The organism is Corynebacterium singulare (genome assembly GCF_000833575.1).
GTDB lineage: Bacteria > Actinomycetota > Actinomycetes > Mycobacteriales > Mycobacteriaceae > Corynebacterium > Corynebacterium singulare.
The window spans coordinates 2,092,960-2,112,725 of record NZ_CP010827.1; the positions used below are offsets into that span (position 1 = coordinate 2,092,960).

The following is a 19,766-nucleotide window of genomic DNA, read 5'->3' on the forward strand; positions in this document are numbered from 1 at the left end:
AGCTATGGCGAGACTACGCTTAGTGAGCCATCTGCGTCTACACTCACCTGCGCACCCAAAGCCCTCACCAGGTTAATGCGCTGCCAGGAGCCGGTGCTGCCCTGCCAGTCGAGTGGGGTGCCGGGCTTGGTGGCGGTTTGGCGGAGGAGCTCGGCGCGCTGCGCGTAGGTGAGGTTGGGGTGGGCTGCCTCAAGGAGGACGGGGGCGGCCTTCGGCACGATCATGGGGGCATCCGGGTGGTAGACGGTGGGCAGGCCGTAATCGGCGAACGCGGCGTAGCGCTCGGCGGCCTGCTGAGTCGTGGCGTAGCTGGTGCCAGCGGCGTCCTGCTCCGCCACAAGGGTGGCGATGTCCTTGCCGGTGCGCCACTGGATCTCAGCGCGGATTTCCGCCTCGGCTTGGCGGAGGGCATCGCGCATGCGGGGATCGTTGAGGCGGTCCGCGGCAGCGGCGAGGCCGGTCATGCGGCCACCGATGACGTCGAGGGGCGAGTGTACGCCCAGAACCACACGGTGATTGCCGGCCTCAGCGCCGCGCAGGGCCAGCTGCGGGCCTACTTCAGGGAGCATCGTGGCCAACAGCGTGCTAACCCATACCGCTTGGTTGGTGTGGCCGGAAGGGAAAGCTGGGGAATCCAGGTAGTAGTTTTTCACGCCGTCGTTGTAGCGAATGATGCGGTCCGGAGCCTGCTGAAAGGGGCGCGGTGCCTTGAAATAGTACTTCTCCGCAAAGGTAGAGCTGGCCAACCCACCAGCGCGCGCTAGGTAGCCGTTGCCCAAGAGGTACTCAGTCTTGGGCAGGCGATGTTCAGCCAGGGCATCGCGGAAGGCTTGGCCCAGTACCGGCCCCATGGCCTCAGACACGGCAGACATGACACCGTCGGTGTCAGCGGCGGCGTCACGTTGCGCACGGGCGATGAGGGTCGCGTCGTGGGCCGCAGCATTGTTGATGGCCACGGCCTTATCCAGATCCGCAGACATGAGGGTGGGGTTCTTCCTCACGTCGCTGTAAAGCCGCACCACCTCCCAGTACACGCCGTACTGATACGAGGACACGTCCGAGGGAAAGCCCACGAGGTAATCCGGGGTAAAGGGACGCGGAGTGGGGGCGCCAGAATGAAGCGCAGGAGCTTCACCGGTGCTCGAGCCCGTTACGGGGTCCGTCAGCGCGGGGACGGTGAAAGGAAGGTCGGCTGCCTGGGCTGTAGGTTGGACCGGAACTGCCACCAGCAGGGCGGCGAGGGGAACCGCCAAGGCGTGAGGGGATCTAGACATGGGAACGGTCTTACACCATGCAGATGACCACGGCGTGTCGCGTAGGTGAACGGCAGAAGGTTAATGGTTGGCTAATGCTCGGTTTAATCCTCGGCGGCGCTAACTTCCCTGGTCTCCTCAGGGGTGGCCGCGCGGGTCTCGGCAGGGCTCAGGCTGGCGGTAAGTAAGGCTGCCATGGCCACGGCTGCCGACGCCGCATACGTTCTCGTCGAAATCTCCACACTTTTAACCTAACGTGACGCAGGCCGCATGGGAAGTCCTGGGTAGAAATCTATTCCCGGCTCCCCACGGGCCCTTACCCTTGTGCCGTCGGGCAGGTAGGCTGTCTGCCAGAAGTGTACGTGCGAGCGGAAACACCTGCGCGCGTACTGTGAACGCTTGTGAACGCCATCGCCGGCAACAGTGCCGGCCGAAGAAGGGGATGACTAGTTTCCAATGATTCAATTTGTTGTAGGCGCCGCCGCTGGGTACGTCTTTGGAACCAAGGCAGGGCGCAAGCGCTATCACCAAATTAAGGGCGCCTACGAGAAAGCAATGAACTCCCCCGTGACCAAGTCCGCGGTCAACTCGGCCCGCAAGGCGGTGGCCAACCGTTTGGACCCGGATCCACGCATGCGCGAGCTCAAGGATTACAACAAAGGTAAGCGCGGCAAGCGTGGCACCACAGGTGCCACGGATGGAATGAAGGCAGACCGGATTTACGAGCCGGACGAGGATTAAAGCGCTGACTAGCGCACGCCGCGGAAGGCGCGGTCGTTGAGCTCGCGGCGGGCTTGTTCTAAGGCAACGAGGTCCGCGAAGAGCGAGTTATAGGCCTCTTCGTCATCGGAGGGGCGCATGCGGCCCAGCTGGGCCTTGAGCTGGGCTACTTGGTCGCCCACGCGGGCCTCCTGGAGGCGGGAGAGGACCGAATCGGCATAGGCCTCAAGGTCGGTGTCGGAGTTGCCGGTCTCCCCTAGCTTGATGGGCTCAACAGCGAGCTCAGAAACGAAGTTGCGGGCGGTAAGGTCCAGCATCTCCCCCGCCACGGCAGCCAGCCATTCCACGCCGGGCATACCCGCGCCGGCGGTCACGCCGCCCAAGGTGGAAATGGCTTGGCGTACGGTGCGATAGGCCTCGTTGGAGTAGGCGTCCTCCGTAATGCCATCGAAGTAGCTGCCGGCAATCTGCGGGTATTGCAGGGCCAGCTTGAGGGCCTCGCGTTGGGGCCACAGGTGCGGCTCGCGGGGGCCGGGGATATGCATCACCGGGGCATTCGCCTGCGCGGGCGCTGAAGACGTTTCCTCCAGGCTGGCGAAGCGCGGGCGCTCCTGTTTCTTGGGCTTGCGAGCCTCCTGGCGGACCTGGTGGAGGACTTCCTCCGGGTCCGGCCAGCCTACCCAGCCAGCAAGGCGGCGGGCATACTCGCGCTGCAAGGGGGCATCACGGATCTGTGCCACGACGGGCACCGCACGGCGCAGGGCTTGGAGGCGGCCCTCAGCGGTGTCGATCCGGAACTCGTCAATGACGGAGCGGATGACGAACTCGAACATGGGGATGCGGTCGGCCACGAGATCGCGCACGGCGGCATCGCCTCGCTCGAGGCGCAGATCGCACGGGTCCATGCCGTCCGGGGCCACGGAGACGAAGGACTGGCCGGTGAACTTCTGCTCGCCCTCGAAGGCGCGCATGGCGGCCTTTTGGCCCGCCTCGTCACCGTCGAAGGTGTAGATGAGCTCGCCGTGGAAGTAGGAATCATCGAGCATGAGGCGGCGCAGAACCTGGAGGTGGTCACCGCCGAAGGCGGTGCCACACGAGGCCACGGCCGTCTTCACACCCGCGGCATACATGGCCATGACGTCCGTGTAGCCCTCCACCACCACGGCCTGGTGCTGCTCCGCAATGCTGCGCTTGGCCAGGTCGAGGCCGAAGAGCACCTTGGACTTGCGGTAGAGCATGGTTTCGGGGGTGTTCATGTACTTGCCCAGCTTGTCATCGTCGAAAAGCTTGCGCGCACCGAAACCAATCACGTTGCCGGACAGGTCCTTGATGGGCCACAGCAGGCGCCGGTGGAAACGGTCGATGGGACCGCGCTTGCCCATCGTCGAAATGCCGGCAGCTTCCAGCTCCTCAAAGGAAAAGCCCATGCGCAGCAGATGCTTGGTGGCGGTGTCCCAGCCCTCGGGCGCATAGCCGCACTCAAAGTCATAAATGATCTCCTTGGAGAAGCCACGGTCAAGGAGGAACTCACGCCCAGGCGCTGCCTGCGGAGTCTCTAGCTGCTGACGGTAAAACTCGTGGGCGGCCTTGTTGGCGGCGATGAGGCGCTGGCGCGTGCCGGGCTTTTCATCGCGCGCTCCGGTGGAGCCACCTTGGTAATTGATGTGGTAGCCAATCTTCTGGGCTACCGCCTCCACGGCCTCAGGGAAGGAGACCTGCTCCATTTCCATGAGAAAGCTGTAGACATCCCCGCCCTTACCGGTGGAGAAGCAGTGATAGTACCCGCGCTGTGGACGCACGTGGAAGGACGGGGTCTTTTCATCCTTGAAGGGGCTCAAGCCCTTGAGTGAGTCATAGCCGGCGGGTTTGAGCTGGACGTATTCACCCACGATTTCCTCAATAGGCGCGCGTTCACGGATAGCTTGAATGTCGCTGTCCGGAATTCTGCCTCGTGCCATGCGTACAGACTACCCCGCGCGCGGGACACGGAGCCACAGAGCTGAAGGACCGGCCACATGTGGCACACAGTACGCGCGGACGGGATTTCTTTTTTGGGCCTATACCTGCAATGATGGTGGCCATGTCCCAGTCCTCCCCCTCCAGAAAATCGCTTCCGGCTCTCATCGGCGGTGCGCTGCTTGTACTCGTTGCGGGCTACTTTGGCATCGATCTTGGCGGCGGAGAACACGACGGCGGTGCACAATCCGGCCCGGCTTCTGAGGCTGCTGAGGCCTCGGGAGAATCGCGGTCGGGGGATCGGGGGGACGTCGACAAGCACAGCTCCGACGATGGTGACCTGCCCACCTGCGCCATGGACACCCTGCCCGAGCAGGCCAAGGACACAGCGCAGGACATCCTGGCCGGCGGACCTTATGACTATCCGGACAATGACAATGCGCGTTTTGGCAATTACGAGGGCGTGCTGCCGCAGCAAGACCGCAACTATTACCGCGAGTACACCGTGGACACCCCGGGTCTTAACCACCGCGGCGCCAAGCGCATCGTGACTGGTGGCGGCAGCGAAACCGACCCGGATGTGTGGTACTACACCGATGACCACTATGAGAGCTTCTGCACGATTCCGGACGCTGAGTAGGCCTGAAGAGTTAAAGGATTTTTTCGAGCATGGACCGCATTCTCATCACCGAAACCATCCGCACCCGCGAGGACTTCTTTGGGGCGCTTGGCCGTCTGCGCGACAACGCAGCCGGAGCGCCGCGCAACCTCGATGACTTGGCGGATTTCCTGCGCGAGCAGCGCATCCAGGCGATCATCGCCGCGGACATGGAGCTGGAGCAGGAGGAGTTGTCGCGGATTTCTCTGGTGCTGGAGGACCAGGGCGTGGCGCTGGTGCGCTAGGGGCTTTTAGCTCAGAAAACCGAACAGCTCGGCACTGCGCTGGGCAAGGCGCTCCAGGCGGGATTCCGTCATGGAGGCAATCTGGTCAATGACGGCGCGATCACGCTCGAGATCGGTTTCTGCCTGGCGCCACCACAGGGCGAAGGTGGCATCGAGGGAACCGGGGGCTCCTGCCACGAGGTAGTCATAGACGCGGAAGATGCGCTCGCGCTGGCGGTCTTGCCGGGCCACGTGGGCGGGCTCATCCATGACGTAGAGAACGGCAATGGTCTTGAGCAGGGTCACCTCTGCCACGGCACCTGGCGGGACCTGGAGAACACCGTTCATGCGTCCGAGCGGGCCATTATTGGCTTCCTGCGTGGCGGACACGGTGGCGCCGACGTAGCGGCCAACCAGTTCCGAGGTCATCTTTTTCAGTTTTGCGTAGTCGGTAAGCGTGTAGCCGAAATTGCCGATTGCGTTGATGACATCCAGCTGGCGAAGCCGGTCCGCGGCTTCCAGTAGCTCGTCGGCGGTGCCGCCGAAAGCCTTTGCGCCCTTGTCCGCAAGGTGCGCAAGCTCGACCAGGTCCCAGAGAACGCTGAGCGAAATGCGGCGCGAAATGATGCCGTCTTCCACGTCATGGACCGAGTATGCGATGTCATCGGACCAGTCCATAACTTGGGCTTCCATGGACTTGCGCTGATCGCTATGGCCCTGCCGGAGCCACTCGAGCACGTCGACGTCCTCGTCATAGGCGCCATATTTGCGGTTGGTGGTGCCATCCGGGTTGGTCTTGGTCCAGGGATACTTGCAGGCGGCGTCGAGCGCGGCGCGGGTGAGGTTGAGGCCATAGCTGTGCGGGCCCGCCGGGGTATCGAGTACTACCTTGGGTTCCAATTTGGTGAGGATGCGCAGAGTCTGGGCATTGCCTTCGAAGCCGCCGAGGGCGACCTCATTGAGGGCGTTTTCGCCGTTGTGACCGTAGGGCGGGTGGCCGATGTCATGGGTAAGCCCAGCCATGTCACACAGGTCAGGATCGAGGCCGAGGCCGGCGCCGATGCTGCGCGCGATTTGGCTGACCTCCAAAGAGTGGGTCAGGCGGGTACGCGGCGTATCGCCATCGCGGGGGCCGACGACCTGTGTCTTATCCGCCAAGCGGCGCAGGGCCGCGGAGTGCAGGACGCGGGCGCGATCCCGGGAGAAAGCTCCGCGATGCTCTTCGGTCTCGCGGTAGGCCGAGCCTTTTGGGGTCTCGGCGGCGAGGCGGGCGACGTCATCGGCGGAATAGTTGTAGCTCACAGAGGTTTAGTTTAGGCGGTGTCGTCGCCCTGCTGGGGCTGCCTCGCGCCAATGACGCTGTGGCGCAGTGCCTGGTTGGGGCGGATGATGCGCTCGATGCGGTAGAAGGCCGTGCGGAGTCCGGCGGAACGCTTCTCCCCTACTGCGGTGCGAAGTCCGAGGTAGATCAGCCCACCGGTCTCGTGCGCGAGGTAGCGCCACCACGGAATGGAGAACCGCGGGGACGGATAGTAGGGCGTTCCCAGAACCGTGGCGCGTATCCCCTCTTGGCGGGCGATGAGGAAGGTGCGCAGGCGGTGGAGTGGATCGGTGACGATGACAGCTTCGGTGACGCCGAGCTTGTCGCGCGCGGCCGCGAGTGAGCTGCGGGTATCAAGCCCCTCCTCGAGAGCGGTGACGTCAAGGGTGGTGTTCTCCAGCAGGCGCTTGGCCACGCCGGCCTCGGTGAACCTATCGCCAGGTAAGTTCCCACCAACGGTGACGATGGGCAGGTTGTGTGCGGCGGCGTGCTCGGCGGCGTAGCGCACGCGGCCGGCGAGGATGCGGGAGGGGCGGCCGTCGTATTGCGCGGCTCCTAAAACAATGACGTACTTCACTGCCTTACTAGCTTAGCGTCGGGAAGGTATCGTGGTGCGCATGACTATTGCTGCTCGTATCGGCCGCGCCGCCCTCGCCGCCCTCGTGCTGGGTTGCGCCACTGCCGGCCCTGCTGTGGCCGCGGAATTAATTGTCGCCGCCCCCGAGGCGTCCGCCCTCAAGGACAAAGTGACGGATGAGGCCGGGGTGCTCTCCAGCTCGGAGAAGTCCGAGTTGGAGGACAAGATTGTGGCTCTGCAACAGGAGCACCACGTGGTGATTTTCGTGGTCTTTGCCTCCTCCCTGCCGGAGGGCGCGGAGAGCTACGCCAACGGCATTGTGAAGGCCAAGGGCCCGAACTCCGCGGCCTATGTGGTGGGTGTGGATGATTCCACCGTCGGCGTGCAGACCGGTAATGACTGGCCCCGCGGGCGCCTCGATGTCATGTATGACGCGGCATACGCGAAGCTTGTCGACGGTCACCAGTACGGCCCCTCTGCCCTCGCGCTTGTCGACGCTGCCGCAACCGGTTCCGCAGGTTCCTCCGGCTCCTCCGGCTCCGGCTCTTCGGGGTCTGCTGATTCCGCGGGTTCCTCGGATGGCTCCGGCGGCCTCTGGTTGGCTGGCGGCGCAGGTGCCCTGGTGCTGGCCGGTGGCGGCATCGCGGCGGCAAGCCGGCGCAAGACCAAGAAGGACTCCGCGGCCTCTCTGGAGTCCGCTCGCCAGATTGAGCCGGGTAATACCTCACAGCTGGACCGGCTGGATATGGCGACGCTCTCCCAGCTGGCGCAGGAAGAGCTGGTCTCCACTGACGAGTCCATTCGCCGCGGCAAGGAAGAGCTCGATATCGCAGTCGCCGAGTTCGGCCCGGAGCGCACCCGCCCGTTTAGCCGCGCCATGAGCCACTCCATGCTGACCCTGCAGAAAGCCTTCCAGCTGCAGCAGCAACTCGATGACAACCTGCCCACCTCCCAGGGCGAGCGCCGGCAGATGCTGGTGGAGATTATTTCCTCTTGTGGCCAGGCTGACGATGCCCTCGACGCGCAGGCAGCGGACTTCGCCCAGATGCGTGACCTGCTCATTAATGCCGGATCCAAGCTCGATGAGCTCACGCGCCGCACGGTGGATCTGCGAGGCCGCCTGCCGCAGGCTAGTGCCACGTTGTCGTCCCTTCGCGGGTCCTATTCGGAAGAGGCGCTCTCCTCCATCGCGGATAACCCAGAGATGGCGGAAGTCTCCCTCACCGAGGCCGAAAAACTCCTCGACCGCGGCCGCGAGCTTCAGTCCAAGCCGGCCGGCCAGCAAGGACCGTTGGTCGGTATTATTCGCGATTGTGAACACGCCCTCGAGATCTCCGACCGGCTCCTCACCGGCGTAGAGAACGCCGAGACCTCCATCGCCTCAGCCAAGGCAAACCTGCAGGCGCTCATTGAGGAAATCGAGGACGAAATCACCGAAGCCCGTGAACTCGAGCAGCGCGGCAAGGCTCAAGGCTCCCCGGCTGATTGGTCCGCCTTGGAAGAGTTACTTTCGCTGGCTCGAACTGCTGTTGACCAGGCTCGCAGCAACGGTCAGGCTGACCCGCTGGGCCAGTACACCGCCCTGACGGCAATCGATACCAAACTCGACGAGCAACTCGACACCGTCCGCGAGACCAATTCCACTCGTGAGCGCCAGCTCTCCCTTTACCGCCAGCAGATGGCTTCCGCGGAATCCTCCATCCAGGCAGCTGAGGACCTGCTCTCCTCCCGCGGGCGCGTCATCGGTTCTGAAGCGCGCGTGGCTCTGGCTGATGCCACCCGCCTCCACGCCCAAGCCCAGAGCGCCGCCTCCACGGACCTGTGCGCGGCCCTCACATTCTCCCGCGATGCTGCCGCTGCCGCGCAGACCTCCCTTAACCGAGCCAAGAGCGATCTGGATGCTTACCGCCGCCAGCAGCAGCGCCGCCAAGCCAATGACGTTGCGAGCAACGTCCTCACCGGCATGGTCTTGGGCCAAGTCCTCGGCGGCGGCTCCCGCGGCCACGGCGGTGGTTTCGGCGGGGGCTTCGGTGGCGGCTTCGGCGGCGGAGGCTTCGGAGGCGGAGGATTCAGCGGCGGCGGTGGCGGTGGCTTCCGCGGCGGCTCCTTCTAGCCGCCCCCGGCCTTCGCTGGCGTCTCACGCAAGGCATCTGCTCGGCGGCGTTTTCACAGCTGAAAACGCCTTATGCCGCCTCAACGGTCGGCTGAGCCTTTCCTTCATGCACATGGTTCGAGTCATACGGCTCTACTCACATGGTTTAGCTCAGAAGGTTTACTTGGGGTCAAACGAACCAAATGGAGGCCTGTAGATGGTTTGTTTGGGGGCAAAGAAACCTTATGACTAATGCCTTCTGACTCGACCCCCCGTGTACGACAACCGCACAGGAAATCCGCACCCCCTACCGATGCGGGGTGGTAAACCCCTTACCGATGCCAGGTGGCACCCCCTACCGATAGGACGGTGGACTGCGGAAGGTCCCTTCAGTTTGGTCCCTGTAGTTTGGTCCCTTGGCACCGTAAAGGGACCACTTATCGCGCGAAATCAGCCAACACATGGTCCCTGTGCACTAATAAGGGACCAGGGTAGAGGGACCAAACGACCAGGTCCGTTCGATAGCGGAGGTGAGCTAGGTGCGCAGGGGGCGGGTGGGGCCGTCGATAAGCATGCAACAGTAGCTGGTGAAGACGGCGTCCGGCAGGGGCAGCTCGCCCACGGCGACCTCAAGGTCGCGGCCGCGCGGAGCGGTGCGGGCGACTTCCGTGCCGGACGCGTCGATGATGCGACGCTCGCGCCGGAAAGGGTTCGTGCGCTCGAGCAGGTACTCGCGGTCCTGACAGACCGCGCGCAGGTTATTCACCGTGAAGCTGGCCTGCTCAGCCGAAAAGGCAGGGCCACGCACGCTAAAACGGCGGGCTCCTGGGACATGCTCGAATGCGATCGTGGTGCCCGATCCGGGCAGCAGCAGGCCCGTCGGATTCACGCGGGCGATGACCTCGTCCGCGGCGTTGACCAGCACGCCATCGCGCCACATACAACGCTGCATTTACATCAACACCGTGACGACGGCGACGAGGGACAGCAGCAGCAACGTCACGATGATCGGGATGGCGGTGCGCTGCGTGCGCGCCTCAAGGATGACCCGCGTGAACCAGCTCAGACCAGCGATTTCCCAATCATCGAGGTCACCGGAGTCATCACTGTGCTCTCCTTCGAACTCGAGGATGGCCTTGCGCACTCCCGAGTTCTTGGAGGAGAACTGGGCAACCTTGACGCCCGAGCTGTCCTCCACGATCCAGTCACCGCCAGCCTCGTTGATGAAGGCGAAAGTGCGACCATCCAGCGAGGCCTCCAAGCGCTTATCGCGTTTGGGGTTGCCGGCGAGGCGGTAGACGCGGTCGTCAGTCAGCGTGATGGAAGCGCCCAAATCAGTGACGTCGAGACGCCAGTGATCACCTTCCACGTCGGCCGAGCGCTCCTGGAACATACCCAGCGACCCCGGTCCCTCCTCCACGAGGAGGACCGAGTTCTTGCTGTCGCTGCGATCCCAGCTGGTGTAGTGCATTAGCAGCCGATCAGGCGGGTGGCCAGGTATGCCTCAAGCTCATCAAGCTTGACGCGCTCCTGCTCCATGGAGTCACGCTCACGGACGGTGACCGCGTTGTCCTCGAGGGTGTCGAAGTCATAGGTCACGCAGAACGGAGTACCGATCTCGTCCTGACGTCGGTAGCGGCGGCCGATGGCACCGGAGGTGTCAAACTCGACATTCCAGTTCGCGCGCAGCTTGTTGGCGAGTTCACGGGCCGGGGTGGACAGCTCTTCCTTCTTGGACAGCGGCAGCACAGCCACCTTGACCGGGGCGAGGCGGCGGTCAAGGCGCAGGACCACGCGCTTATCGGTACCGCCCTTGGCGTTCGGGGCTTCTTCCTCGTCATAGGCATCGATGAGGAAGGCCATCATGGCACGACCAAGGCCAGCGGCCGGCTCGATGACGTACGGGGTCCAGCGCTCGCCGGACTCCTGGTCAAAGTAAGACAGGTCCTCGCCGGAGCCCTTCGCATGCACAGACAGGTCATAGTCGGTTCGGTTGGCCACGCCTTCCAGCTCGCCCCACTTAGAGCCCTTGAAGTTGTAGGCGTACTCCACGTCCACGGTGCGCTTGGAGTAGTGAGAGAGCTTCTCCTGCGGGTGCTCGTAGAGGCGCAGGTTCTCTTCCTTGATACCGAGGTCGATGTACCAGTTGTAGCGGTCATCAATCCAGTACTGGTGCCACTCTTCGTCCTCGCCCGGCTTGACGAAGAACTCCATCTCCATCTGCTCGAACTCACGCGTACGGAAGATGAAGTTACCGGGGGTGATCTCGTTGCGGAAGGACTTACCGATGTTCGCGATGCCGAACGGCGGCTTCACGCGGGCAGATGTCATGACATTCTTGAAGTTGACGAAGATGCCCTGGGCGGTCTCCGGGCGCAGGTAGTGCAGGCCCTGCTCGTCATCAACCGGGCCGAGGAAGGTCTTGAGCAGTCCGGAGAAGGCTTTCGGCTCGGTCCAGTCACCGGGCTGGCCGGTCTCCGGGTCATTAATGTCCGCCAGGCCGTTCTCCGGCTCGTGACCGTGCTTCTCCTCGTAGGCCTCAATGAGGTGATCAGCGCGGTAGCGCTTACCAGTGTGGCGGGATTCAACGAGCGGATCGGTAAAGACCTCGACGTGGCCGGAGGACACCCACACCTGACGGGGCTGAATCACGGAGGTGTCAACACCCACGACGTCGTCGCGCGACTGCACCATGTGGCGCCACCACTGGCGCTTGATGTTTTCCTTCAGTTCAACGCCAAGCGGGCCGTAGTCCCACGCAGAGCGGGAACCGCCATAAATTTCACCTGCCTGGTAGACCAAGCCGCGGCGCTTGCACAGGCTGACGACGGTATCAATGACGGATGCCATGGTAAATGTGACTCCTCTGGTAGGGGACAGTCTTTTGCAATGCGGACAAGTCTAGCGCGCGCCTTCCCACAACGCGCCGTCACCCCGAAAGTGTGGTGCATTTTATACACATCGGCGTATTTCTAGGCTATAGTATCTATATCTCTAATTATCTCTACCTCTATAGATACGACTGAAGGTGAACCGCGTGAGCACCACCCAATTGGCCCCTCTCTCCTTTGATATCACCGCCGCCGCAACGGTAATCAGCGCTTTAGATTCACCACTGCGCATCGATATCATTCAGCGTCTCGCTGAGCGTGATCACTACGTCCACGAACTCGTCTCCGCTACGGGCAAGTCCCAGCCTCTCATTAGCCAGCACCTGCGCGTTCTCAAGCGCGCGAACATCGTAGACAGCGAGCGTTCCGGCCGCGAGGTGCGCTACACGTTGGCGGCCCCGAAGGTGCTGCCGCTGCTTGCCGACGCCGCCCAGGCCACCACCTAAGCCCCCTTAGTGAAAGTGTATTGATAAGCTGAATACCATGGCCATCCACGACAGCATCCCCAAGCTCGGTGCGCGTAACACTCGTCAGCGCACCGCCGTGGTCGAAGTCCTCCGGAAGCTCGACAAGTTCGCATCCGCTAAGGACATTCACCAGGCACTCATTGAAGGCGACCAAAAGGTCGGCCTCACCACGGTCTACCGCACCTTGCAATCTCTGTCTGAGATCGATGCAGTCGACGCACTCCACATGCCATCCGGCGAAACTCTCTATCGCCACTGCGATACCGATGCTCATCACCACCACCTGGTGTGCACCAAGTGTGGCCGTACCGAGGAAATCGACGGCGGCCCGATCGAGGAGTGGGCCTCCTCGGTAGCCAAGGAGCATGGCTTCGAGCTCACCGGGCACGATGCCGAAATCTTCGGCATCTGCGCCGACTGCCGCGCCTAAAACTAACGCTGCCGGGCGTGACCACGGGCACGCCACCTACAATCGCGCGCTACGTGACGCCGCCAAAGCGGCGATCACGCCGCGCTACTTGACGCCGCCGAAGCAGCCGTCACGCCGCGCTACTTCACTCCTCCAAAGCGGCGGTCACGCCGCGCGTACTCTTCCACCGCCGCAAACAGATCCTCCGGAGTGAAGTCCGGGAAGAGCTTGTCCTGATAAATCATCTCTGCGTAAGCCGACTGCCAGAGCAGGAAGTTGGAGGTGCGCTTCTCGCCGGAGGGGCGCAGGAACAAATCTACGTCCGGCATGTCGGGGTCATACATCACTGAGCTCACCGTCTTCTCGGTGATGCTGCGCGGATCAAGCTCGCCGCGGGAGACCTGCTCGGCGAGGACGCGGATGCCGTCGACAAGCTCAGCTCGCCCACCGTAATTCACGCACATCACCAGGGTCATCTTGGTGTTGTCCTTGGTGAGCTCCTCAGCGGCCTCGAGCTCCTTGATGACCGAGCGCCACAGGCGCGGGCGACGGCCGGCCCACACCACGCGCACTCCCTTTTCATTGAGCCAATGGCGCTGGCGGCGCAGCACATCGCGGTTAAAGCCCATGAGGAAGCGCACCTCCTCGGCACTCCGGCGCCAGTTCTCCGTGGAGAAGGCATAGGCGGAGAGGTAATCAACGCCGAGGGCGAGGCAGGCATCGACAACGTCGAGAAGCACTGCTTCTCCCCTTCGGTGGCCCTCGGTGCGCTTCATGCCGCGCTCCTCCGCCCAGCGGCCATTGCCGTCCATGACCAGCGCGATGTGGCGCGGCAGGAACTCCTGCGGGATAGCGGGCGGATGGAGGACTCGGTTCGGGTCAGGCGTAATCACGCCCTACAGTCTACTGTTCCATGATCCCCAGCGCGCCAACGGAACGCTCAAGGTGCCACTGCAGGTGAGCCCGGGTCAGGCGGTGGGCTTCCTGGGCTTGGGCGTGCGTGGGCTGGCTCGGGTGACCGTGGGCGATGAGCCACATGTGGTGCAGGGTTTCCGGGTCCACCTCGGCTGCCCCGGGCGGGCGACATTGATGGCAGGCGGCCCCGCCGACGGCCGGATGAAAGGCGTGGTGAGGGCCGGGGCGCTGGCATTGCGCGCAGTCGAAGAGGCTGGGCGCCCAGCCGGCGTGGGACATGGCTTGGAGGAGGAAGGAATCGAGAAGCACAAGCGGATCGCCGTGCTGGAGTTGGTCAAGGACCTTCACGCACGCGTCGTAGAGATAGGGGTCCCCGGGGGCATCTGCGGCGGCGAGGCGCTCGGCTGATTCGAGGGCCGCGCAGGCCGCGGTGTAGCGGTCATAGTCCTCGATGATGCGCGCGCCGAAATAATCCACGGTATCCGCCTGGGAGATGGTGTACAGGTTGCGGCCGGGATAGAGCTGCACATCGAGGTTGACAAAGAGCTGCAAGCGCGAGCCAAAACGCGACTTGGCTCGGCGCACGCCCTTGGCGACGCCCCGCACGAGCCCATGATTGCGGGTGAGGAGCACGATGATGCGGTCCGCTTCCCCGAAATCATACGTGCGGATGACAAGGGCGCGGTCGCGGAAATTTTCCCGCATTTAGAAGCCCAGGCGGCCCAGCGCCTTCGGGTCCGACTGCCAGTTCTTCAGCACCTTAATACGCAGGTCAAGATAGACGTTTTGACCAAGCAGCTGGATGATTTCCTTGCGGGCAGTACCCACAATGCGGCGGAAACGGCGGCCATCCTTGCCCTCAATGATGCGTTTCTGGCCCGGGCGCTCGAGGTAGAGCACGGCATGGACGTTGAGGACGCCGGGGCGTTCCTCGCTGGGCAACATCTCATCAACCTCGACGGCCACGGAGTGCGGGAGCTCGTTCTTGAGGCCTGCCAGGGCGGCCTCGCGGATCAGCTCAGCGATGCGCTCCGCCTGAGCCTCATCGGTGACGTGGCCATCCGGGTAAAACTTCGGGCCTTCGGGCAGATGATCGACGATGACTTGGGTCAGCTCATCAAGCTGCACTTGCTCGATGGCGGACACCGGGATGACCACGGCGTCCGGGTTGTCCTGGCTCAACAGCTCGTGCAAGGCCAGCAGCTGCGCACCAACCTGGTCCTTGGAAGCCTTATCCAGCTTGGTCACGATGCCGATGATGGGGGTCTTCGGCGCGACCTTGCGCACGTTCTCCAAAATCCAACGGTCACCGGGGCCAATCTTCTCGTCCGCGGGAATGGTCAGGCCGATGACGTCAACGTCTGCGTAGGTGTCTTTGACAACCTCGTTGAGACGCTCGCCCAGCAGGGTGCGCGGGCGGTGCAGGCCGGGCGTGTCAACAACAACTATCTGCGCGTCCTCGCGGTGCACGAGTCCGCGAATGGGGTGGCGGGTGGTTTCCGGCTGGTCCGCGGTGATGGCGATCTTCTGGCCTACCAGCGCGTTCGTGAGCGTGGACTTACCGGTATTCGGGCGGCCCACGAAGGACACGAAGCCGGAGCGGAAGCCCTCGGGCGTGTCGGTGTACTGCGAATAGTCTGCGGCGTTGGCTTCGCCATCTTCAGGCAGGTCCGCGAAAGCGGCGTCAAAATCGGTGCTCATATTGCTTTTCATCATAGCTCACGATTTCTACATTCCCGCTCCCCGCTGCATGCAGGCAGAAGGTCCCTCTAGTTTGGTGCTTTCAGTTTGGTCCCTTTACTCTGGTCCCTTTTCAGGGCAAAGAGACCTTCTGGAGCCAGTTTTCGCTCTTTACATGGTCCCTTTTCAGCGAACAGGGACCAGACTAAAGGGACCTTTTAGTCGGCCGCAGGTGGCGGGTCGTTCGGCCGCAGGTAGAGACCAGGAAGCTAAAGCTCTTCGACGTGGAACTGCAGGCGCGGGTTGGCAAAAACGTCTTGGGCCTCGATGAGCTGGAGCTCCTGGGCGTCGGCCTCGTAGGTGGTGTGGAGCAGGTCGTACACCGAGGAGGCAGTGCGCTTGAGGGCTTCTTTGGCGTCGCTGGTCTCGGTGTAGTGGCCGGTGAAGAGAGCCGCGGTGACGTCACCGGAGCCGTTGCGCTTGACGGGCAGCTTCGGGGTGGCAACGAGGTAGGCGCGCTCGCCATCAACGGCGAGCATCTCGATCTCGTCTTCCTTGGTGTCCGGGCGCTGAACGGAAGTGACCAGGACGGTCTTCGGGCCGATGTCCTGGGCCTTCTTCACCGCCGCGAGGGTTTCCTCAAGGGTGGTCACCGACGAGTCGGTGAGGTAGCCCAGCTCGAACTGGTTCGGGGTGATGATGTCCGCCACCGGCACGACCTTATCGCGCAGCAGCGGCGGGATGTCGTCGGAGACAAAGCAGCCGGACTTAGCGTTACCCATGACCGGGTCGCAGGCGTAGAGGGCCTTGGGGTTAACGGCCTTGATGCGGTTAACGGCATCCACGATGGCACCGGCGATATCCGGACCGCCCTGGTAGCCGGAGAGGATGGCATCGATACGCGGGAAAGCGCCGCGCTTCTCGATGCCGTCCACAATCGCCGTGACGTCTTCGGCAGGAATCATCGGCCCGCCCCAGTCGCCGTAGCCGGTGTGGTTGGAAAAATTCACCGTGTGAATGGGCCACACCTCGTGGCCTGCGCGCTGGAGGGGGAAGACGGCAGCGGAGTTACCAACGTGACCGTACGCAACATGGGACTGGATTGAGAGGATGTTCATAACCCTCCATTGTGCTACGCCCCGCGGAACACCTCAACGTCGGGAGGGGTTTAGATGCCGCCGCCGGGGACTTCCTCGTCGAGTTTGGCGCGCTCGGCCGCATCCGGGAAGGCCTTCGGGCCAGAGGGCTTGGGCTGGTAGCTCACGCCGCGGGAGTCGAGGTCCTCGTACCAGTCCGCAAGCAGCTCGTTCTGCAGGCCGAACATCTCCTTTTCCTCCGCGGCTGTGGTGTGGTCATAGCCCAACAGGTGCAAACAGCCGTGGACGGTGAGCAAGGCCAGCTCGTGGCCCAAGGAGTGGCCGGCGGCGTTGGCCTGGCGCTGGGCGAACTCGGGGCAGAGCACAATGTCACCGAGCATGGCCGGGCCGGCATCGGGGGAATCGGGGCGCCCACCGGTGGCACCGGGGGTGAGCTCATCCATGGGGAAGCTCATGACGTCGGTAGGGCCTTCCAGATCCATCCAGCGCACGTGCAGGTCTGCGATGGTCTGCAGGTCCACGGCAGTCAGCGTGCACTCGGCATCGGGGTTAACGTCGAGGCGGCCCAAGGCATAAGAGCAGACATCGATGAGCATTTCCTCGTTCACGCCCTCAAAGCCGGACTCGTTGATAAATTCGATGCTCATTTCTTTTCCTCCTGCTCAGCAAAGGTGTCGTAGGCATCCACGATACGGCCCACCAGCTGGTGGCGCACCACGTCGGCAGAGCCCAGCTCCGCAAAGTGAATATCCGGCACGCCCTTCAAGATGCGACGCACCAGGCGCAGACCGGAGACCTGTCCGCCGGGCAGGTCCACCTGGGAGATATCACCGGTGACCACGATGGTGGAGCCAAAGCCAAGACGGGTCAAGAACATCTTCATCTGCGCTGGGGTGGTGTTTTGGGCCTCGTCGAGGATGACGAAGGCGTCATTCAGCGTGCGGCCACGCATGTACGCCAGCGGCGCAACCTCGATGATGCCGGCCTCCATGAGCTTCGGAATCATCTCGGGGTCAATCATGTCCCGCAGGGCGTCGTACAGCGGGCGCAGGTAGGGGTCAATCTTGTCATTGAGGGTGCCGGGCAAAAAGCCCAGCTTCTCCCCTGCCTCCACCGCGGGGCGGGTGAGGATGATGCGGCTGACCTGCTTGGCGCGCAGTGCCTGCACGGCCTTGGCCACGGCGAGGTAGGTCTTGCCGGTACCGGCCGGGCCGATGCCGAAAACGATGGTGTTCTCATCGATGGCCTGCACGTAGCGCGACTGGCCCAGCGTCTTCGGGCGCACGGATTTGCCGCGGCGCGAAACGATATCGGCCGCGAGCGCCCGGGAGACGGACTCGGGGGCATCGACGGCCACGAGGTCGAGCGTGTGCTTGACCGTATCCGTGCTGACCGGATGTCCGCGGCGGGCAATCGCCTCAAGCTCTTCCAGGACCTTGCGGGCGCGGGCAACCTCATAGTCGGGCCCAGCTGCGGTCACGGTCGTGCCGCGGGCAAAAAGATCCACGCCGACGAGGTCTCCCAGCACGCGCAGATTATCGTCCGCCGGGCCCAGCACGGTGGCCAGGTAGGCGGAGTCGAGATCAAACTTGGTGGTGATAATAGGCACGCCCAAAAGGCTACCAGCGGGAGGTCAGGGTGCCGATGCTGGCCAACGCCACCATGCTTGCCGACGCCGTCCTCAGCACCTCCGGCCCCAACTTAATCGCCGTGGCACCAGCCGCGGTGAGCTGGGCGAGTTCCTCCTCGCCGATGCCGCCCTCAGGTCCCACGAGCAGGTAGATGGTCTCGGTGGCGTCGAGGTCATCGAGGTCTTTAAGCCGCACGGAGGCGTCCTCGTGGAGCACCAGTGCGCGCGTGCCCGCAATCTCTTCGCAGAGCTGGCGCGTCGTCATGGGTCCACGCACGGCCGGGATGCGCGTGCGGCGAGACTGCTTCGCCGCCGCCAGCGCCGCGGATTCCCATTTGCCCAGCGCTTTCGGAGCCTTTTTAGCGTCCCACTTGGACACGCAGCGATCCGCCTGCCACGCGATGATTTCATCCGCGCCGGCCTGGGTAGCCAGATCGACTGCGAGCTCGGCGCGCTCGGATTTCGGGATGGCCTGGACCACGACGACGCGTGGGGACGGCTCAGGGGTGGTTGCGATGTCGTCGACAAGCGCGGCGAGCGTGTCCTTGCCCTGCACGTCGGTGATGGTGGCGGTGATGCGGAGCCCGGAGCCATCGATCAGGACCAGGTGTTCCCCTGGTCCCATGCGCTTGACGGTGACCGCGTGGCGGCCCTCCGCGCCGTCGAGGCCCACGGGCTGGCCGGGCTCGGCGAGGGAGAGATCCGGATGCAGGAAGACGGGCAGAGACATTAGCGGCGGAACTTGCCTCGAAGGCGGGTGAAGAGGGACTCACCCTGGTTGTCGCCCGCGCGGTGCACCTCAGTGCCGCTGTGGCCTGCGTTGCGGACCTTCTCGAGGGCCTCGCGGGTCTTCTTGTCCAGGTCGGTCGGGATAACGACATCCACGTGGGCATGCAGGTTGCCAAAACCATCGGTGCGCAGGCGCGGCATACCCTTGCCCTGAAGGGTGATGGACTCGCCCGGCTGGGTGCCCGGCTTGATATCGAGGGTGAGCTCTTCGCCGTCGAGCTGCTCGACGGTGCACGAGGAACCCAAAGCGGCATCCACCATGGGCACACGGACGGTTAAGTGCAGGTCATCGGCATTACGCTCGAAGACCGGATGCGGCTCGGTGTGCACCTCCACGTAGAGGTCACCCGCGGGGCCGCCGCCGTGGCCGACCTCGCCCTGGGAAGCCATTCGGATGCGCATGCCATCACCGATGCCGGCCGGAATGGTGACCGTAATATCGCGGCGCTTACGCACGCGGCCATCGCCGCCACAGTGGCCGCACGGATCGGTGACAACCTCACCGTAGCCGTAGCACTTCGGGCAATCGCGGGTGGTCATCATGTTGCCCAGCATGCTGCGCTGGACTTCCTGAACCTGGCCCATGCCGCCGCAGTGATCACAGGTAACCGGCTTGGCCTTGGATTCCGAGCCGGTGCCTTCGCAGCGGTCACACAGCACGGCGGTATCTACCTTGACCTGCTGCTTGACGCCGCTGTAGGCCTCTTCCAGCGTGATCGTGGTGCGCAGGAGGGCGTCATCGCCCGGCTGCACGCGGGAACGTGGGCCGCGGGAGGCACCGCCGCCGCCGAAGAACTCGGCAAAGAGGTCACCCAGACCGCCACCGCCGAAGCCGCCAAAGCCACCGCCGCCTTGGGCAGCACGGTCCTCCATGGGGTCACCGCCCATGTCAACAATCTGGCGCTTCTGCGGATCGAGGAGAACCTCCTGGGCCACGGAGGCCTCGCGGAACTTCTCCGCGGCCTCCTCATCGCCCGGGTTCACATCCGGATGGTACTTGCGGGCCAGCTTGCGGTAGGCCTTCTTAATCTCGGCGTCAGAAGCCGACTTATCTACACCAAGAATGCCGTAGTAGTCACGAGCCACG

At 63.6% G+C, this 19,766-nt stretch carries 22 protein-coding genes; 6 read left to right on the top strand and 16 right to left on the bottom strand.

All coding sequences use genetic code 11. From position 1 onward, the window contains the following. Positions 1-2 precede the first annotated feature (2 nt). Positions 3-1,274 (bottom strand): phosphatase PAP2 family protein, encoded by a 1,272-nt coding sequence (locus CSING_RS09670; protein WP_042531823.1) that lies wholly within the window; start codon positions 1,272-1,274, stop codon positions 3-5. 83 nt (positions 1,275-1,357) lie between these two features. Further along, the gene (locus CSING_RS13740; RefSeq protein ID WP_158407808.1) at positions 1,358-1,495 is read right to left on the bottom strand and encodes a hypothetical protein; all 138 of its coding nucleotides are present in this window, start codon (positions 1,493-1,495) and stop codon (positions 1,358-1,360) included. Between the two features lie 214 nt (positions 1,496-1,709). Here CSING_RS13740 and CSING_RS09675 point away from each other — a divergent pair, with 214 nt between their 5' ends. Further along, positions 1,710-1,994 carry a hypothetical protein gene (locus tag CSING_RS09675; protein ID WP_042531825.1) on the top strand — a complete coding sequence of 95 codons (285 nt, stop codon included), beginning with the start codon at positions 1,710-1,712 and terminating at the stop codon, positions 1,992-1,994. Positions 1,995-2,002: 8 nt separating this feature from the next. On the opposite strand, the gene dnaG is transcribed toward CSING_RS09675, so the two are convergent. Next, positions 2,003-3,931 (bottom strand): DNA primase, encoded by a 1,929-nt coding sequence (gene dnaG, locus CSING_RS09680; protein WP_042531827.1) that lies wholly within the window; start codon positions 3,929-3,931, stop codon positions 2,003-2,005. Between the two features lie 122 nt (positions 3,932-4,053). Here dnaG and CSING_RS09685 point away from each other — a divergent pair, with 122 nt between their 5' ends. Continuing rightward, on the top strand, positions 4,054-4,569 hold the full coding sequence (locus tag CSING_RS09685; RefSeq protein WP_042531829.1) for a ribonuclease domain-containing protein: 516 nt from the start codon (positions 4,054-4,056) through the stop codon (positions 4,567-4,569). 29 nt (positions 4,570-4,598) lie between these two features. Further along, positions 4,599-4,832, top strand: a complete 234-nt coding sequence (locus CSING_RS09690; RefSeq protein WP_042531831.1) for a hypothetical protein — start codon at positions 4,599-4,601, stop codon at positions 4,830-4,832. A gap of 6 nt (positions 4,833-4,838) precedes the next feature. On the opposite strand, the gene CSING_RS09695 is transcribed toward CSING_RS09690, so the two are convergent. After that, entirely contained in the window at positions 4,839-6,113 is a 1,275-nt protein-coding gene (locus tag CSING_RS09695) for a deoxyguanosinetriphosphate triphosphohydrolase (RefSeq protein WP_042531833.1), read from the bottom strand. An 11-nt stretch (positions 6,114-6,124) separates the two neighbouring features. Next, positions 6,125-6,709 (bottom strand): YdcF family protein, encoded by a 585-nt coding sequence (locus CSING_RS09700; RefSeq protein ID WP_042531835.1) that lies wholly within the window; start codon positions 6,707-6,709, stop codon positions 6,125-6,127. 40 nt (positions 6,710-6,749) lie between these two features. Between CSING_RS09700 and CSING_RS09705 the strand changes: the two genes are divergently transcribed. Next, positions 6,750-8,822, top strand: coding sequence for a TPM domain-containing protein (locus CSING_RS09705; protein ID WP_042531837.1), 2,073 nt, complete (start codon positions 6,750-6,752; stop codon positions 8,820-8,822). A 514-nt stretch (positions 8,823-9,336) separates the two neighbouring features. On the opposite strand, the gene CSING_RS09710 is transcribed toward CSING_RS09705, so the two are convergent. The 3 genes from CSING_RS09710 to CSING_RS09720 are packed head-to-tail and all read right to left on the bottom strand — an operon-like array spanning position 9,337 to position 11,651. Continuing rightward, entirely contained in the window at positions 9,337-9,753 is a 417-nt protein-coding gene (locus CSING_RS09710; RefSeq protein WP_042531838.1) for a hypothetical protein, read from the bottom strand. Continuing rightward, positions 9,754-10,272: a hypothetical protein gene (locus CSING_RS09715; protein ID WP_042531840.1), complete on the bottom strand. Its 519-nt coding sequence runs from the start codon at positions 10,270-10,272 to the stop codon at positions 9,754-9,756. Further along, positions 10,272-11,651 carry a glycine--tRNA ligase gene (locus CSING_RS09720; RefSeq protein ID WP_042531842.1) on the bottom strand — a complete coding sequence of 460 codons (1,380 nt, stop codon included), beginning with the start codon at positions 11,649-11,651 and terminating at the stop codon, positions 10,272-10,274. The genes CSING_RS09715 and CSING_RS09720 overlap by 1 nt, the downstream gene beginning before the upstream one ends. A 187-nt stretch (positions 11,652-11,838) precedes the next feature. On the opposite strand from CSING_RS09720, the gene CSING_RS09725 reads away from it, so the two are divergent. Next, the gene (locus CSING_RS09725) at positions 11,839-12,138 is read left to right on the top strand and encodes an ArsR/SmtB family transcription factor (protein ID WP_042531844.1); all 300 of its coding nucleotides are present in this window, start codon (positions 11,839-11,841) and stop codon (positions 12,136-12,138) included. A 37-nt stretch (positions 12,139-12,175) separates the two neighbouring features. After that, positions 12,176-12,589 (top strand): Fur family transcriptional regulator, encoded by a 414-nt coding sequence (locus tag CSING_RS09730; protein ID WP_042531846.1) that lies wholly within the window; start codon positions 12,176-12,178, stop codon positions 12,587-12,589. 119 nt (positions 12,590-12,708) lie between these two features. Here CSING_RS09730 and CSING_RS09735 read toward each other — a convergent pair whose 3' ends face one another. From CSING_RS09735 to dnaJ, 8 genes are all read right to left on the bottom strand, one after another. Further along, positions 12,709-13,461 (bottom strand): isoprenyl transferase, encoded by a 753-nt coding sequence (locus CSING_RS09735; RefSeq protein WP_042531849.1) that lies wholly within the window; start codon positions 13,459-13,461, stop codon positions 12,709-12,711. Positions 13,462-13,471: 10 nt separating this feature from the next. Further along, positions 13,472-14,188: a DNA repair protein RecO gene (gene recO / locus CSING_RS09740; RefSeq protein WP_042531851.1), complete on the bottom strand. Its 717-nt coding sequence runs from the start codon at positions 14,186-14,188 to the stop codon at positions 13,472-13,474. Continuing rightward, a complete protein-coding gene (gene era, locus CSING_RS09745) occupies positions 14,189-15,184 on the bottom strand; it encodes a GTPase Era (protein WP_407637925.1) in 996 nt (331 codons plus the stop codon). A gap of 248 nt (positions 15,185-15,432) precedes the next feature. Further along, entirely contained in the window at positions 15,433-16,281 is an 849-nt protein-coding gene (gene pdxY, locus CSING_RS09750) for a pyridoxal kinase PdxY (RefSeq protein WP_042531853.1), read from the bottom strand. A 50-nt stretch (positions 16,282-16,331) separates the two neighbouring features. Continuing rightward, complete coding sequence (gene ybeY, locus CSING_RS09755) at positions 16,332-16,907, bottom strand: rRNA maturation RNase YbeY (RefSeq protein ID WP_042531855.1); 576 nt, start codon at positions 16,905-16,907, stop codon at positions 16,332-16,334. Next, entirely contained in the window at positions 16,904-17,869 is a 966-nt protein-coding gene (locus tag CSING_RS09760; RefSeq protein ID WP_042531857.1) for a PhoH family protein, read from the bottom strand. Before CSING_RS09760 ends, ybeY begins: the two co-directional genes overlap by 4 nt. Positions 17,870-17,879: 10 nt before the next feature. Next, the gene (locus CSING_RS09765) at positions 17,880-18,620 is read right to left on the bottom strand and encodes a 16S rRNA (uracil(1498)-N(3))-methyltransferase (protein ID WP_042531859.1); all 741 of its coding nucleotides are present in this window, start codon (positions 18,618-18,620) and stop codon (positions 17,880-17,882) included. Beyond that, on the bottom strand, positions 18,620-19,765 hold the full coding sequence (dnaJ, locus tag CSING_RS09770) for a molecular chaperone DnaJ (RefSeq protein ID WP_042531861.1): 1,146 nt from the start codon (positions 19,763-19,765) through the stop codon (positions 18,620-18,622). Before dnaJ ends, CSING_RS09765 begins: the two co-directional genes overlap by 1 nt. Position 19,766: the final 1 nt, after the last annotated feature.

Excerpts from the sequence above, each read along its gene's own strand:
- CSING_RS09690 (WP_042531831.1), top strand. The coding sequence starts at position 4,599 with ATGGACCGCATTCTCATCACCGAAACCATCCGCACCCGCGAGGACTTC.
- era (WP_407637925.1), bottom strand. The coding sequence starts at position 15,184 with ATGAGCACCGATTTTGACGCCGCTTTCGCGGACCTGCCTGAAGATGGC.
- recO (WP_042531851.1), bottom strand. The coding sequence starts at position 14,188 with ATGCGGGAAAATTTCCGCGACCGCGCCCTTGTCATCCGCACGTATGAT.
- CSING_RS09720 (WP_042531842.1), bottom strand. The coding sequence starts at position 11,651 with ATGGCATCCGTCATTGATACCGTCGTCAGCCTGTGCAAGCGCCGCGGC.
- CSING_RS09765 (WP_042531859.1), bottom strand. The coding sequence starts at position 18,620 with ATGTCTCTGCCCGTCTTCCTGCATCCGGATCTCTCCCTCGCCGAGCCC.
- CSING_RS09730 (WP_042531846.1), top strand. The coding sequence starts at position 12,176 with ATGGCCATCCACGACAGCATCCCCAAGCTCGGTGCGCGTAACACTCGT.
- pdxY (WP_042531853.1), bottom strand. The coding sequence starts at position 16,281 with ATGAACATCCTCTCAATCCAGTCCCATGTTGCGTACGGTCACGTTGGT.
- CSING_RS09705 (WP_042531837.1), top strand. The coding sequence starts at position 6,750 with ATGACTATTGCTGCTCGTATCGGCCGCGCCGCCCTCGCCGCCCTCGTG.
- CSING_RS09670 (WP_042531823.1), bottom strand. The coding sequence starts at position 1,274 with ATGTCTAGATCCCCTCACGCCTTGGCGGTTCCCCTCGCCGCCCTGCTG.
- CSING_RS09710 (WP_042531838.1), bottom strand. The coding sequence starts at position 9,753 with ATGCAGCGTTGTATGTGGCGCGATGGCGTGCTGGTCAACGCCGCGGAC.
- ybeY (WP_042531855.1), bottom strand. The coding sequence starts at position 16,907 with ATGAGCATCGAATTTATCAACGAGTCCGGCTTTGAGGGCGTGAACGAG.
- CSING_RS09685 (WP_042531829.1), top strand. The coding sequence starts at position 4,054 with ATGTCCCAGTCCTCCCCCTCCAGAAAATCGCTTCCGGCTCTCATCGGC.
- CSING_RS09675 (WP_042531825.1), top strand. The coding sequence starts at position 1,710 with ATGATTCAATTTGTTGTAGGCGCCGCCGCTGGGTACGTCTTTGGAACC.
- dnaG (WP_042531827.1), bottom strand. The coding sequence starts at position 3,931 with ATGGCACGAGGCAGAATTCCGGACAGCGACATTCAAGCTATCCGTGAA.
- CSING_RS09715 (WP_042531840.1), bottom strand. The coding sequence starts at position 10,272 with ATGCACTACACCAGCTGGGATCGCAGCGACAGCAAGAACTCGGTCCTC.